Raw genomic sequence first — 14,681 nt, 5'->3', positions numbered from 1 at the left:
GTTCGTTCTGAGACCCACGTCTCCGTTCGCACGGCTTCAGGGGCCAAGCCGGGTCCGCTCGCCACGCGTTGCATGATGCAACCGATGCGAGCGCGTCCTTGAACCCGTTTCCCCCTCTCAGGAGCCCCCAGTGACCGAGCAGACTCAGCCTGCCGCCCTGAACGCCATCGACACCCGCGTGTTTCCGCCCTCGGCGCGACGCGGCAACCAGTGCCGTGAACTAAAGATTGGCGAGATTCGCGCCACCGATCTCACCGCGCAGTTCGGCTCACCGCTGTACGTCATCGACGAAGACGCCGCTCGATCCAAGGCCCGCGAGGTACGCGATGCCCTCAGGAGCGAGGCCGAGCGCATCGGCACCACCGCGACCGTCTACTACGCGGGCAAGGCGTTTCTGTGCGTCGAGGTTGCCGAGTGGATGGCCGAGGAGGGCCTCGCGATTGACGTCGCAAGCGGGGGAGAGCTCGCCGTCGCACTGGCGGCCGGCGTAAAGCCCGAGACCATCGGCTTCCACGGCAACAACAAGTCGATCAGCGAGATCGAGCGCGCCGTAGCGGCGGGCGTCGGCACCATCATCATCGATAGTGCGATCGAGATCGAGCGCATCGCCAGCGTCGCGACCGCCCAGGGCCGCGTGCAGCGCGTGCGCCTGCGCGTCAACAGCGGCGTGCACGCCTCCACCCACGACTTCCTTGCGACGTCGCACGAGGATCAGAAGTTCGGCAACCCGCTCGCCGACGCCCCCAAGCTCGTCGCCCAGATTCTCGGCCACGACTCGCTCGACTTCGTCGGACTGCACTGCCACATCGGCTCACAGATCTTCGCGACCGAGGGCTTCCGCGAGTCGGCACGCCGCCTGCTCGGTGTATACCCCGAGCTCGCGAAGCTTGCGGGCCGAGACATTCCCGAGCTCAACCTCGGCGGTGGCTTCGGTATCGCTTACACCCCGGCTCAGGCAGACGAGGCACCCGAGGTGTCGCGCATTGCCCGCGAACTCGCTGACATTGTTGCCGCGAGCTGCGAGGAGTTCGGCGTGCCCGTGCCCAAGCTCGCCTTCGAGCCCGGCCGCTCGGTTATCGGCCAGGCCGGCGTCACGCTGTACACGGTCGGCACGACCAAGTCCGTGCAGCTCGCGGGCAGTGATGCCGCAGCCGACCCGGCAGACCTCGGCTTCGGCGAGCGTTTGTACGTGAGCGTCGACGGCGGCATGAGCGACAACGCACGCCCCGCACTCTACGGCGCCGACTACCACGTCGTGCTCGCGAACCGCGAGAGCTCGGCGGCACCGGCCCTGGCCCGCGTCGTCGGCAAGCACTGCGAGTCGGGCGACATTGTGGTGCCGCGCGACCTGCTGCCCGGCGACGTGCGCCCCGGCGATACCCTCGCGGTGGCGACGACCGGCGCCTACTGCTGGTCGCTGGCGAGCAACTACAACTACGTGCCCCGGCCGCCCGTTGTTGCCGTCACTAACGGCACCGCCCGCCTCATCGTGGAGGGCGAGACCGAGGAACAACTGCTGGCGAAGAGCGTGTCGGGCGCAACACCCTGGAGCCCCGCACCCCGGGCTGCAGCGTGTGAGATTCCGCCGGCTGCGCACTAACCAAATCGGCGCGGGCAGAAGCGGCGACAACGCCTCGCACATGTCCAGCACTGCACCATCGCAGCGCCACGCGCCGACCCCACGACCTGCCGCGCACCACGTGTGCGGCGCAACACATGACGATCGGAGACAGTGAAGTGAACGAATATCGTGACCTACGTGTCGCCCTGCTGGGCTGCGGCTCGGTGGGCGCCCAGACCGCCAGGCTTATCCTCGAGCACGGCGACGAGCTCGCCGCGCGCATCGGCGCACGCCTGACCCTCGCCGGCATCGCCGTTCGCGACGTGAACGCGAAGCGCGACGTCGACCTGCCCCAGGAGCTTTTTACGAGCGACGCCGAGCGTCTCGTGCAGGGTGCCGATATCGTGATCGAGCTGATGGGTGGCATTGAGCCTGCCAAGACGCTGATCCTGCAGGCGCTGCAGGGCGGCGCCGACGTCGTGACCGCCAACAAGGCGCTCATCGCGGCGCACGGCCCCGAGCTTGCTGAGGCCGCGGAGCAGGTTGGTGCGCAGCTGTCGTACGAGGCAGCGGTCGCCGCGGCGATCCCAATCCTGCGCCCGCTGCGCGAGAGCCTCGCGGGCGACCACATCACGCGCGTGATGGGCATCGTCAACGGTTCAACAAACTACATCCTCGACCGCATGGACCGTTTTGGCGACAGCGCCGAAGACGCCATGCGCGTGGCAAGCGAGCTGGGCTACCTCGAGGCCGACCCGACACTTGACGTCGAGGGCTACGACGCCGCGCAGAAGGCGACCATCCTCGCCTCGATCGCCTTCCACACCGTGGTTCCCGTCGACGCGGTATACCGCGAAGGCATCGCGAACATCACGCTCGAGCAGATCGAGACCGCGAAGAACGCCGGATTCGTCATCAAGCTCCTCGCGATCGCCGAGCGCATCACCACGGCCGACGGTACCGAGGGTGTTTCGGCCCGCGTGTACCCGGCCCTGATTCGCCGCGACCACCCGCTCGCTGCGGTTTACGGCGGCAAGAACGCCGTCTTCGTCGAGGCCGTTGCCGCAGGCGAGCTCATGTTCTATGGCGCGGGCGCTGGCGGCGCAGAGACCGCCTCGGCAGTGCTGGGCGACCTCGTCTCGGCGGCTCGCCGCCACGTCGTTGGTGGCCCCGGCATCGCGGGTTCGCTGCACGCCGACCTGCCCCTGCTGCCCGTTGGCGCGGTCAACACGGCCTACCAGGTGATGCTCGAGGTGCGCGACCAGCCCGGTGTGCTCGCCCGCATCGCCGGCATCCTCGCCGAGCACGGTGTCTCGGCCGCCAGCGTCGAGCAGAACATTGCCGACGGCGCGCCCGATCGCGCATCGCTCGTGATCGGAACCCACGTCGCTCGCGAGGCCGACCTCGCTGCCATGGTCGATGCGCTGCGCGCTACCGACCTGGTGCACGAGGTTACCAGCGTCCTGCGTCTCGAGGGCAACGCGTGAGCGCGGCAGCGGTAGCTGCAAGCTCCGGATCGCCCGCCGCCGGCCAGCGTGCGGTGCGAGTGCGGGTCCCCGCAACCAGCGCCAACCTGGGCCCTGGATTCGACACGCTCGGCATCGCGCTCGCGTACGGTGACGAGCTCGTCGCGGTCACCCGCTACGAGCCGGGCGCCTTCGTGCACGTGACGGGCGTAGGCGAGGGCGAAGTGCCCACCGACGCCACGAACCTCGTGGTGCGCTCAGCTGCCCACGTGTACAAGCGCCTGGGCCGTGACCTGCCCGGGCTTGAGCTCGACGCGCACAACCGGATCCCGCACGGGCGCGGCATGGGCTCATCGGGCTCTGCGATCGTTGCCGGTGTGATGATTGCAGCGGGGCTGCTCGAGAGTGACCCTGAGTCGCCCGTGACGCTTACCGACGCCCAGCTGCTCGCGTTCGCGACGGAGCTCGAAGGCCACCCCGACAACGTGGCCCCCGCACTGTTCGGGGGTCTTACGATCGCGTGGACCACGCCCGAGGGTCCTAAGTTCAAGAAACTGATGGTGGATCGTGGCGTGGCGCCGCTCGTGCTTGTTCCGAGCTTCACGATGTCCACGGAGCTGGCACGCAGTCTGCAGCCGCAGCAGGTGCCGCACGAGGACGCCGTGTTCAATGTTTCCCGTTCGGCGCTGCTGATTGCGGCGCTCACGCAGAGCCCCGATCTGCTGTTTGAAGCAACCGAGGATCGGCTGCATCAGAACTACCGCGGTGCGGCGATGCCGGGCACGCGCGACCTGATTGCGGAGCTGCGTGACGCAGGCCACTCCGCCGTCGTTTCGGGCGCGGGGCCGTCGGTGCTCGTGCTGTCGAACGGGCCTCAGGAGCGCATGGCGGCGGCCGATCTGGTGGCTGAGAAGCACCCGGATTGGCGAGTTTTGACCCTCGCAGTCGATACGAAGGGTGCTACAGTGGAGCCGATCCCCGCGGTTTCATCGCGAGTTTCCCAGTAGCGCTCCGTCGTCATCGTCTGATTCGGCGCACGGTGTCTTTGCCGCTGTGGAAGTGTGGATCGTTCCCTTGCTGAGGCTTTTGCCCGGCGATCCCGAAGCACAATCTGTGCGAGTTCGCGGGAGGGTAACGTGCGTAGCACTTTCCCCCGCGACATTCCGATAGGAAAACACTGTGGAGGAAAACACCGTGGAAGACAACGTAATCGAAACTCAGGCTGGCGCAGTTGCTGGCTCAAACACCGACGCGGCTGCCCCGGCAGCTGAGAAGCCGGTGCGCAAGCGCGCATCGCGCCGCGTCACCGCACCGGCCGGCGAGGCCGTAGCGCCCGTAACGGTGGAGGCCCCCGCAGCAGCAGCTGTGGAGGCCGCCGCCGCCGAGGCCGCTGCCGAGGCTCCCAAGAAGCGCGTTACGCGCAGCCGCAAGAAGGTCGTCGAGGCACCGACCGAGCAGGTAGAGGCACCCGAGGCCCCCGCTGCTGAGGCCGCCGCTGACGTAGCTGCAGACGCGGAGGTGCCCGCTGAGGCTCCGAAGAAGCGCGCTACGCGCAGTCGTAAGAAGGCTGTCGAGGCTCCGGCGGATGACGCTGCCCCCGCAGAGTCGGCTGCAGGAGACGCAATCGCTGCGGCACCGGCTGTTGATCCGGCACCTGCAGAGCAGGCCGCTCCCGCCGAGGAGCCCGCTAAGCGCACCCGTCGCGCCCGCGTCACGAAGGCCACAAAGCCCGCCGAGGCCGAGGAAGCTCAGGCCTCGGGCGACCAGGCAGCGACCCAGAACGATGCTGCTCAGGCAGCAGAAGCTCAGCCCACCGAAGACTCGGTGAAAAGCGACGCTGCCAGCACCGACGATGCGAAGGGCGACGCGGCTCAGGCCGATGCTACTCAGGGCGACGCCGATCGGCCGGCACGCGGTCGTACGCGTGGCCGTCGCGGTCAGAAGCAGGACGCGGCTGAGGCCACCGATGCACCGCAGACTGAGTCGGAGTCGGATGACGCGAAGACCCAGAACCAGAAGAATCAGCGCGGCCAGAAGAACGGCGAAAGCCAGAACGGCCCCGATTCGAACAAGCAAGGCGACAAGAACGGCGAGACCCGTTCGAGCCGCACCCGCCAGCGCGACCGCAAGCGTCGTGGGCAGGGCGATGATCTCGAGCCCGAGATCTCTGAGGACGATGTATTGCTGCCCATCGCGGGCATTCTCGACGTGCTCGACAACTACGCGTTTGTGCGCACGAGCGGCTACCTGCCCGGCACCAGTGACGTGTACGTATCGCTCGGCCAGGTCAAGAAGTACGGCATGAAGCGCGGCGACGCAGTCGTCGGTGCCATCCGCCAGCCCCGCGAGGGCGATCAGGCCGGGCGCCAGAAGTACAACGCCATCGTGAAGGTTGACTCGATCAACGGTCGCACGCTCGAGGAAAATGAGACGCGCGTCGAGTTCGCTGAGCTCCCGGCGGTCTACCCCGAGCGTCAGCTCAAGCTTGCGACCGGCGCAGGCATCGGCCGCGAAATCGACTCAGCAGCTCCCATTGGCTTCGGCCAGCGTGGACTGCTCGTGGTTCCGAAGCCCGCTCGCGGCGTCGAGGTACTCAGCCAGCTCGCAGCAGCGGTCAGCGCCAACGCCCCCGACGCACACCTGATGCTGCTGCTCTCGAACGCGCAGCCCGAGGACATCACCTACCTCACCCGCACGGTGAACGGTGAAGTTGTCGCAGCCTCGTTCGAGCGCCCCGCAGAGGATCAGGCCACCGTTGCCGAGCTGGGCATCGACCGGGCCCGCCGCCTGGCCGAGCTCGGCCACGACGTGGTCGTGCTCATCGACTCGGTCGGTGACCTGGCCCGTGCATACGCGCAGGCTCAGCCCGTATCGGCTCGCCCCGCACACGGTGTCATTGACGAGTTCGCCGTCACGCAGGTGCGCCGCGTGCTGGGCGCCGCCCGCAACGCCGAGAACGCCGGTTCGCTGACCGTTCTCGCTACCGCCGCTTCGAAGACCGGTGTCGCGGCAGACAAGCAGCTGCTGCGTGAACTGCGTCCCGTCGCAAACTGCGAGATCCGCTTTGCTGCCACCTCACCCGCCAAGGTGACCGTGGACGCCGAGCGTTCGCACACGCGCGGCGCGGCAGCGCTCCAGACCACCTCCGCGGCCTAGCGCCCACGCGCTCACGGTCACGACACGACACTAATTCCCGGAGGAAACATGTTTGAACAGGTCGAGACGCTGCTCAAGGAGCACGCGGCGTTGCAAGAGACGCTTGCCGACCCCGCGCTGCATGCCGACGCGGCACGCGCGAAGAAGGTGAACCGCCGTTACGCCGAGCTCAACAAGATCAAGGTCGCCTACGAACAGTGGCAGCACCAAGGTGAAGACCTCGAGGCGGCGCGCGAGCTCGCGAAAGAGGACGAGGCGTTTGCCGAAGAGATCCCAGATCTCGAGGCTGGCCTCGCCGAGGCTCAGGAGAAGGTTCGCCGTCTCCTGATCCCGCGCGACCCCGACGATGCGCGCGATGTCATCCTGGAGATCAAGGGCGGTGAGGGCGGCGCTGAGTCGGCGCTCTTCGGCGCCGATCTGCTGCGCATGTACATGCACTACGCAGAGTCCAAGGGATGGAAGACCGAGATCCTCGAGAAGGACGAGAGCGATCTTGGTGGGTACAAGAACGTGCAGGTCGCCATCAAGACCAAGGCGACCGACCCTTCGCAGGGCGCTTGGGCGCACCTCAAGTACGAGGGTGGCGTGCACCGCGTGCAGCGCGTGCCCGTCACCGAGTCGCAGGGTCGCATCCACACCTCGACAACGGGCGTGCTCGTCTACCCCGAGGCAGATGAACCCGAAGAGGTCGAGATCGCGCAGAACGATCTGAAGATCGACGTCTACCGTTCGAGCGGCCCCGGCGGCCAGTCGGTCAACACGACCGACTCCGCGGTGCGCATCACCCACATCCCCACGGGCATTGTGGTGGCGATGCAGAACGAGAAGAGCCAGCTGCAGAACCGCGATGCGGGTATGCGCGTACTGCGCGCGCGCCTGCTCGCGCGCATGCAGGAGGAAGCCGCGGCCGAGGCCAGCGCGCACCGCTCGAGCCAGATCCGGACCATGGATCGTTCCGAGCGCATTCGCACGTACAACTTCCCCGAAAACCGCATTGCCGATCACCGCACGGGATACAAGGCGTACAACCTTGATCACGTGATGAACGGCGCGCTCGACGCCGTCATCGAGTCCTGCATTCGCATGGACGAGGAAGACCGCCTGGCGAACCTCGGCGAGTAGTCCACTCGGCGGTGCCGTTCTGAGCCCCGAGTCCCACGCATCGCGTGAGACTCGGGGCTTTGTGCGTGCGTGAGTGTCTGACCTTACGCGTATTCTGTACGCATGACCGCAATGATGCACGAAGACTCAATGCCCGCCGCTGTAGCTCCGGATCGCGCCCGGGTATCTGGCCCGCTCGTCACACTGCGGCCCCCGGTCGCGGCGGATGCGGGACCGCTGCTCGAGATTCTTCACGAGCCAGAGGTGGCGCTGTGGTGGGTCGGTTACACGCCAGAGCGGGTGCATGAGGAGATCATTGTGTGCGGCAATGTCGCGCAGATCATCGAGGTCGAGGGACGCTGCGCTGGTGCGCTGTTTGTCTACCGCGGCGACGACCCCGAGTACCCGACGACCGTCATGCACATCTTTATCGGCACCGGGTTTCGCGGCCGCCGCATTGGTGAGGAAGCGATCGCTCTCGCGACAGCGCAGGAGTTTGCGGAGGGGGTCACCCGCATCACGCTCGACCCAAACGTCTTCAACGAGGGCGCAATTCGCAGCTATGAGCGGCTCGGATTTCAGCGCATCGGTGTGCTGCGCGACTACCAGGTGCGCCCCGGCGGGGCGCTCGAGGACGCCATGTTTATGGATCTGACGAGGCGCGACTTTCCGGCGGGACCGCCGCTGCCCGATCGTAATGCGGTTGCATAGAAGTTAGGGCGGGGCGGGAACTTGATCCGGAGCAGTAGTTTGCAGACGTCGTATGGCTCGTGCGGCATTCTGGTTGAGAGCCAGGGCAGAGTCAGCGGCACAGAGCCCAGATAGGCGACAGGTAGTGCACTCTAGCTGCCGTGCAGCGGCGATAGGGTAGGGACATGCGAACCGCCCGACCTCTACTGCCATGGGTCGTGTGGAGCGTCGCCGCGATCGCCTACGCCGTGGCCGTAATCAACCGATCCTCGCTCGCATCGCTCGGACCCGCTACCCAAGAGCACTTCGGAATCGATGCGACGACGCTCGCTGCGTTTCCCGTCATCCAGTTGATTGTGTATGCGGCGCTGCAGATTCCGGTCGGTCTCATGCTCGATCGGGTGGGTACGACCGCCATGGTGCTGGGTGGCGCTGTGCTCATGATTATCGGTCAGGTCGCGATGGCGACCGTGGCCGATGTGTGGCTCGCGATTTTGGCGCGCGTGCTGGTGGGGGCGGGAGATGCCTGCACTTTTATTAGCGTGATGCGGCTGCTGCCCGAGTGGTTTGCGGTGCGTCAGCTGCCCACGGTGAGCCAGCTGACGGGGCTCATTGGGCAGTCCGGGCAGCTGGTCTCAGTGACGCCGCTCGCGCTGCTGGTGGGGGTCGCCGGTTGGACCAACGGTTTCCTGGGCCTCGCGGCGGTCGGACTCGTTGTAACGATCGTGGGGGCGGCCGTGCTGCGCGATCGGCCGGGCACTCCGACTCTGATTGAGCGGATGACCGGCAGACGGGGCAAACTCACCCTCAATGCTCGTTCTCTGGCGGGGGAGCCTGAGGCCGTGACATCATCGATCGCGCCCCCGGCAACCGCCATGATTCCGGTGGTGGCCTCGCGCCCCGGCTTCGGCTTTTTCGGGCGCGCCCGTCGCATGCTGCGGGTCCCGGGGATCAGGCTCGCGTTCTGGGTGCACTTCACCTCTCCGTTCGCGGCAAACGTGTTTCTGCTGCTCTGGGGCACCCCGTTTCTGACCGGCGGCATCGGTCTCAGCCCCGCCGAGGCCGGTGGCCTCCTCAGCATCACGGTACTGTCGTCGATGTTTGCTGGCCTAGTGCTGGGACCGGTGAGCTCGCGCTTCGTGGAGCGCCGCGTGTGGATCAACGTTGCGATCACAATCGCGATCGCAAGCGTCTGGATCACCGTGTTTCTCTGGCCGGGAACTCCGCCGATGTGGCTCCTCATCACGCTCATTCTGGTGATGCCGTTGGGCGGGCCGGCCTCGATGATCTCGTTTGAGGTGCTGCGATCGCACTCGCCTCAGAGCTTCGCTGGGTTTGCTACCGGGCTCGTGAATACGGGCGGCTTTGTCGCGACGCTGCTCGCGATCCTGTTTATCGGCCTGGTGCTCGATGTGCAGGGTGCCGGATCACCCGAGGACTATTCGCTCCACGCCTTTAAGTGGGCCTTCGCCGTGCAGGTTCCGCTGTGGATCCTGGGGCTCACGATGATCTTTGTGGAGACCCGTCGCACGAAGCGCTGGATGGCGGAGCACGGGCGCAGGCTGCGGTAAATCGGGTTGGGGTGGGGCTGCTGAGCCGGATTGGGGCCGGATTGTGGCCTGAACGGGGCCGGTTTGGGCGTATTCTGGGTCTGTTTTGTAGGGTCCTCACCTAACGTTTCGCGGATTCACTGTGGACTACCGAGAAGAATTCGGGCACTCGAGAATGGCGAATTTACGCCAGATTTGTTGATTCTCGTGCGGTTCTGGTCGGGGATCCGTCCTGTTTCTGCCTCTCTTGGCGCCGATTCTGGCTCGGAGTCCGGCGTGCGTGCGGCGACCTCGCGGGCAATGTCGGTGACATGGTGTCTACTCGAAACATGGACGCGATACACGGAAGTAGCGCAGGGCGCGACGGCGACGAACCGTCCGGTCCGAAGCGCTCTCGCGTTCGGTTCGGCGCTCCCGTCGATACCAAGCTCGACCTCGACCGGGTCGCGCGACTCCGCGACGAGTTCGTCGAGGCAACGAGAGCGCTCGCCCAAGCCCAGTCCCGTCAGATGGCAGTGCTGGCCGAGCTGCAGGAGGCGGTGCTCGAGTGCGAGCGCGGGCCACAAGAGACCGCCGTGATGCTGCGGTCGGTCGCGACAGCGTGCGCGGTTCCCGCCGGGCTGAGCGATCGCACGGTGCTCACACTGATGGGCAGCGCGCACGCCCTGTGTTACCTGTTTCCCGATACGTTTACCGCGCTTGCCGACGGGCGAGTATCGCTGCCGCACGTGCGGGTGATCGTGAATGAGGCGGCCGCATTGACGCCCGAACAGCGGGCGCAATACGAAGCGACGTGCCTGGCGCAGGCTGTCGAAACGACTCCGGGTCGGCTTGTGAAGCAGGCGCGGGCCACCGCGGAGTCGCTGCAACCGCGTTCGGTGGACGAGCGGCACTACGACGCGGCAGCGGCGCGCACGGTCTGGGTGAAGAATCTCCCCGACGGCATGGCTGAGCTGGGCGCGATCCTGCCGGCGGTGTTGGCGTATGCCGCGAAGAGTCGCATCGACCGGATCGCGAAGTCAGTGAAGCTGCGCGCCACCCAAGATGCGACCGCGCGGCGCCAGGCTAGGCCGACGCCGGTTCCGGCGTCGGCGTTGGAGCCGGACGAGCTGAATCCACGCACGAAGCTCCCGGCAAACTATGCGCGACTTTCAGCGGCGGCGCAACAGGTGGCACGCGCCGAGGCCCAGCGGCTCCGGGACGCCGAAGCAGTCTGGAGCCTCGACACGCTCCGCGCCGATGCGTTCGCAGAGATCCTCCTGACGGGCACCCTGGGCGATACCGCCGGGCCCGGCAGGGGCGGCATCCTCAGCATCGCTAGCAGCACCGACAGCACGGGGAGTGCCAATGGTGCCGATGACACTAACAACGCTGGTGCCACTGGTGCCACAGGTGCCACGGGTGCCACAGATGCCACAGTCACGGCAATCAACCGAGGCAACGATGGCAACCACGGCATACCGGGCGAGGCTAATCGCGCCGGCGGTGAAAGCCCGATGGGAGCAGCGGGCCCACGCGGGCCAGGTTCCCAGCACATACCGAAGACATCGACCTCAGCATTGCCCACGACTACGAGCCAGGTGGCGTCCGGAATTCAGGCCTCGATATCGATTACGATCCCTAGCGGCGGCACCGCGACGCTCGACGGCTACGGTCCCATCGATACGATCACGGCTCGCCAGTTCGCGGCCGTCGCGCCGGGTTGGGACCACACCATCGTTGAAGCGGATGGAGCCGTACTCACTACAGACCGGCGGCAACCTACCGAGGCCATGCGGCGGATCCTGATCGCCCGGGACGGCCGTTGTCGGTTCCCCGGATGCAGCGTTTCGACCTCAAGTTGTGAAATCGACCACACCATTGAGTGGGCGCAGGGCGGGTCCACCACGATCGGCAACCTTGCGCACCTCTGTCCCAAGCATCATCTCCTCAAGTATCCCGATCTGAAGCCCGAGCTCCGGTGGAGCGTAACTCAGGACGCCGACGGGATACTGACCTGGACCAGCCCCACCGGGGACAACTATGTCGATCGGCCCGAGCGCCGGTACCGCACCAAAACGAACGTCCAAGCAGACCGCGTAGGAAGCTCGGACGAGTCGAGGGGTACTTCGGGCGCGGGCTCTAGCGAGCATCTCAGCAGATTCGGCTTGGGTTTTGGTCCCGGCCCTGGTCCGGGCTCTCCTCCGGGGCTTGATGTCGACAGCCTTCCCGATTTCACCACGCTGCCGTAGCGCGATTCGCCGCTTGGAATGGCTTGTTGCCTAAGTGAGTGCCCCAGAACCTGGCTAGATGATGTAGAAATCCGCCATGTCGGGCTGCTCGGCCCGAGGCGCCCCGCGTCGGGGGCGGGCCTGCGCCGGGATACCGGTAAGCGTCGTCCACGGGGGAGCCGAGCGCACCACGACCGCGTTCGATCCGACAGCGCTATCGTGGCCCAGCTCAATTGCTCCCAACAGCTGGGCGCCCGCACCGACAACAACGCGATCCCCGAGGGTCGGGTGCCGCTTGCCTCGGCCGTGCCCGGTGCCACCCAGCGTGACCCCGTGATAGATCAGCACGTCATCGCCGACGACGGCGGTCTCGCCGATGACGACGCCCATGCCGTGGTCGATAAACAGGCGGCGGCCAATGGTCGCCCCGGGGTGGATCTCAATGCCAGTAAAGAAGCGGGCGGCCTGCGAAATCGCGCGCGGCACGAACCGTGCGCCCCGCCGCCACAGCGCGTGTGCAATGCGATGCCACCACACGGCATGCAGGCCCGAGTAGATAAAGAACACTTCGAGCGATCCCCGGGCCGCCGGGTCATGGTCGCGTGCCGACCGCACATCCTCACGGATCCTCGACAAGATGCTCACTCTGCCTCGCTTCACTTCTCGGGTAGGGCTGATCGGACAGAAACCGATTCCATTCGGGATCGAATCGGGTCGCCCAAACCCTTCTCGATCATGCCAACGCGGGGGCCCGGCAGAATATGCCCGACCCCCGCGATGCGGCGTGTTAGATGCGGCGTGCGAAACACGGCGCGTTGGATGCTGCGTGTGGGCAGCGGCTAAGCGCTGCTCGCGACGCCGCCCGCCAGCTTAGACCTCGAGGTCTGCGAACAGGAGCGTCGAGAAGTAACGCTCGCCCGAATCCGGAATGACGGTGACGATCTTCTTGCCAGCGTTCTCGGGACGGCGAGCGACCTCGAGCGCGGCAGCAACAGCGGCACCGCCCGAGATACCAACGAGGATGCCTTCCTTCGTCGCGAGCTCGCGCGCGAGGCGCAGCGAGTCTTCCAGTTCCACGTCGATGACCTCGTCGTAGAGCTCGGTATCAAGCACCTCGGGCACAAAGTTGGCGCCGAGGCCCTGAATCTTGTGCGGGCCAGCCTGGCCGCCCGTGAGGATGGGGGAGTCCTTCGGCTCAACTGCCACGACCCGCACCTCGGAGTTCTGCTCCTTCAGGTACCGGCCCGAGCCCGTCAGCGTGCCGCCGGTGCCAATACCCGCCACAAAGATGTCAACGCTGCCGTCGGTGTCGGCCCAGATCTCGGGGCCGGTCGTTGCGTAATGCACGGCCGGGTTCGCGGCGTTGCCAAACTGGTTCGCAAGAATCGCACCGGGGGTCTCGTCAACAATCTCCTGCGCCTTGTCGACTGCGCCGCGCATGCCGGTAGCCCCGGGCGTCAGCACAATCTCCGCGCCGTACGCCTTGAGGAGCTTGCGACGCTCGATGCTCATGGTCTCGGGCATCACGAGCACGACGCGGTATCCACGCGCCGCGCCAACGAATGCCAGCGCGATACCGGTGTTGCCGCTCGTGCCCTCGACGATCGTGCCGCCGGGCTTCAGTGCCCCCGACTCTTCGGCCGCGTCAATGATCGCGATGCCGATGCGGTCCTTGACCGAACCCGCCGGGTTGTAGAACTCCAGCTTGGCGTACACCTCGGCACCCGCGCCCTCGGTAACGCGGTTGAGGCGCACGAGGGGCGTCTTGCCAAAAGCCTGCGTGATGTTGTCGTAAATCCGAGCCATGGGGGCATCCTCCTGCAATTGTTGAACCTCGCCTACTATAGCCCCACCTTATCGGAGCGGTTATAGAAGGTTATGCGACGTGTCACAGTGTTACGCCCGCGCGCAGAGGGGGAGCAGGGAGTGCGCGGAATATGCACGGAACATGCAAAGTGGTCGCGCAGGAGCCGCGCACCGCGAGTGTGGGAAAGTGGTGACATGGCTCAAGACCCCCTCTCGTTGCAGCACCTGCTCGCCCAACTCAGCGAAGCGTTTCAGGCCGTCGGCATCGCCACCCCCGAAGCCGACGCTGAACTGCTCGCCGGCCACGTCCTCGGCGAGTCCCGCGGCCGCGTGCAGGCCCTCGCGATCATGGGACGCGCCCTGGATCCCGCCGATGCTAGCCGCTTGCTGGCGCTGGGGGAAGATCGCGCCAGCCGGGTCCCGCTGCAGCACCTCACCGGTCGGGCCCCGTTTCGTCAGCTTGAGCTGCGGGTCGGGCCGGGCGTCTTCGTGCCACGGCCCGAGACCGAAATGATCGCGCAGCTCGCGATCGACGAACTGAACACTGTCCCGGATCCCATTGCGCTCGATCTCTGCACGGGGAGCGGGGCCATCGCCCTCGCGATGGCGAATGAGGTGCCAGAGGCCCGCGTCTGGGCTGTTGAGAAGAGTCCCGATGCGCACGCCTGGGCCGGCCTCAACGTCGCCACGTGGGGCGATGACCGCGTCACGCTGCTGCTTGGCGACGTGACGGATCTCGACGCACCGGCCCTCAAAGCGGCGCAGCTCGACGGCGGGAATGCCGTCCAAAGTGTGATTGCACCACTCGCGGGCAAGGTCGCCGTGCTGGCCTCAAACCCGCCCTATATTCCGTCGGCCGCGGTGCCCGTTGACCCCGAGGTGCGCGATCACGACCCCGAGCTCGCCCTCTACAGCGGCGACGACGGTCTCGACCTGATCCGGGTTCTGAGCCGCGTCGGGCTCCATCTTCTGGCTCCCGGCGGGCTCCTCGTGCTCGAGCACACCGAGCAACAGGGGGCCGCGATCCGGCGCCTACTCGAGCGCGATGGCTGGCACGCCGCGCGCACACACCCCGATCTCACGGGGCGCGAACGGGCCACCACGGCCCGATCCGCAGCCGAACCGGAGTAAGCTGGGGCGC

At 66.6% G+C, this 14,681-nt stretch carries 11 protein-coding genes; 9 read left to right on the top strand and 2 right to left on the bottom strand.

The window, feature by feature from the left end:
• The first annotated feature begins 130 nt into the window (after positions 1-130).
• The 8 genes from lysA (at position 131) to C795_RS16365 (ending at position 11,755) form a co-directional block, all read left to right on the top strand.
• Positions 131-1,600: a diaminopimelate decarboxylase gene (lysA, locus tag C795_RS0100485; protein ID WP_017791797.1), complete on the top strand. Its 1,470-nt coding sequence runs from the start codon at positions 131-133 to the stop codon at positions 1,598-1,600.
• A gap of 116 nt (positions 1,601-1,716) precedes the next feature.
• On the top strand, positions 1,717-3,048 hold the full coding sequence (locus C795_RS0100480; protein ID WP_017791796.1) for a homoserine dehydrogenase: 1,332 nt from the start codon (positions 1,717-1,719) through the stop codon (positions 3,046-3,048).
• Positions 3,045-4,034, top strand: coding sequence for a homoserine kinase (gene thrB / locus C795_RS0100475; protein WP_017791795.1), 990 nt, complete (start codon positions 3,045-3,047; stop codon positions 4,032-4,034). The genes C795_RS0100480 and thrB overlap by 4 nt, the downstream gene beginning before the upstream one ends.
• A gap of 187 nt (positions 4,035-4,221) precedes the next feature.
• On the top strand, positions 4,222-6,183 hold the full coding sequence (locus C795_RS0100470) for a hypothetical protein (RefSeq protein ID WP_232225395.1): 1,962 nt from the start codon (positions 4,222-4,224) through the stop codon (positions 6,181-6,183).
• A 48-nt stretch (positions 6,184-6,231) separates the two neighbouring features.
• Positions 6,232-7,305, top strand: coding sequence for a peptide chain release factor 1 (gene prfA, locus C795_RS0100465; RefSeq protein ID WP_017791793.1), 1,074 nt, complete (start codon positions 6,232-6,234; stop codon positions 7,303-7,305).
• Between the two features lie 102 nt (positions 7,306-7,407).
• Positions 7,408-7,995, top strand: coding sequence for a GNAT family N-acetyltransferase (locus C795_RS0100460; protein WP_017791792.1), 588 nt, complete (start codon positions 7,408-7,410; stop codon positions 7,993-7,995).
• A gap of 164 nt (positions 7,996-8,159) precedes the next feature.
• Positions 8,160-9,545 (top strand): MFS transporter, encoded by a 1,386-nt coding sequence (locus tag C795_RS0100455; RefSeq protein ID WP_026139330.1) that lies wholly within the window; start codon positions 8,160-8,162, stop codon positions 9,543-9,545.
• 308 nt (positions 9,546-9,853) lie between these two features.
• Positions 9,854-11,755, top strand: coding sequence for an HNH endonuclease signature motif containing protein (locus C795_RS16365; protein ID WP_017791790.1), 1,902 nt, complete (start codon positions 9,854-9,856; stop codon positions 11,753-11,755).
• A 54-nt stretch (positions 11,756-11,809) separates the two neighbouring features.
• On the opposite strand, the gene epsC is transcribed toward C795_RS16365, so the two are convergent.
• Together epsC and cysK are read right to left on the bottom strand one after the other, a co-directional pair.
• Positions 11,810-12,379 carry a serine O-acetyltransferase EpsC gene (epsC, locus tag C795_RS0100445; protein WP_017791789.1) on the bottom strand — a complete coding sequence of 190 codons (570 nt, stop codon included), beginning with the start codon at positions 12,377-12,379 and terminating at the stop codon, positions 11,810-11,812.
• A 225-nt stretch (positions 12,380-12,604) separates the two neighbouring features.
• On the bottom strand, positions 12,605-13,540 hold the full coding sequence (gene cysK, locus C795_RS0100440) for a cysteine synthase A (protein WP_017791788.1): 936 nt from the start codon (positions 13,538-13,540) through the stop codon (positions 12,605-12,607).
• Positions 13,541-13,735: 195 nt separating this feature from the next.
• On the opposite strand from cysK, the gene prmC reads away from it, so the two are divergent.
• Positions 13,736-14,671: a peptide chain release factor N(5)-glutamine methyltransferase gene (gene prmC / locus C795_RS0100435; protein WP_017791787.1), complete on the top strand. Its 936-nt coding sequence runs from the start codon at positions 13,736-13,738 to the stop codon at positions 14,669-14,671.
• Positions 14,672-14,681 lie beyond the last annotated feature (10 nt).

It is taken from the genome of Leucobacter salsicius M1-8, from assembly GCF_000350525.1.
Lineage (GTDB): Bacteria > Actinomycetota > Actinomycetes > Actinomycetales > Microbacteriaceae > Leucobacter > Leucobacter salsicius.
The sequence above is the reverse complement of the archived record's forward strand: the minus strand, read 5'-3'. Positions and strand labels throughout refer to the sequence as shown.

Coding starts and splice junctions, on each gene's coding strand:
- C795_RS0100480 (WP_017791796.1), top strand. CDS start 1,717: ATGACGATCGGAGACAGTGAAGTGAACGAATATCGTGACCTACGTGTC.
- prfA (WP_017791793.1), top strand. CDS start 6,232: ATGTTTGAACAGGTCGAGACGCTGCTCAAGGAGCACGCGGCGTTGCAA.
- C795_RS0100460 (WP_017791792.1), top strand. CDS start 7,408: ATGACCGCAATGATGCACGAAGACTCAATGCCCGCCGCTGTAGCTCCG.
- C795_RS0100455 (WP_026139330.1), top strand. CDS start 8,160: ATGCGAACCGCCCGACCTCTACTGCCATGGGTCGTGTGGAGCGTCGCC.
- C795_RS16365 (WP_017791790.1), top strand. CDS start 9,854: ATGGACGCGATACACGGAAGTAGCGCAGGGCGCGACGGCGACGAACCG.
- cysK (WP_017791788.1), bottom strand. CDS start 13,540: ATGGCTCGGATTTACGACAACATCACGCAGGCTTTTGGCAAGACGCCC.
- prmC (WP_017791787.1), top strand. CDS start 13,736: ATGGCTCAAGACCCCCTCTCGTTGCAGCACCTGCTCGCCCAACTCAGC.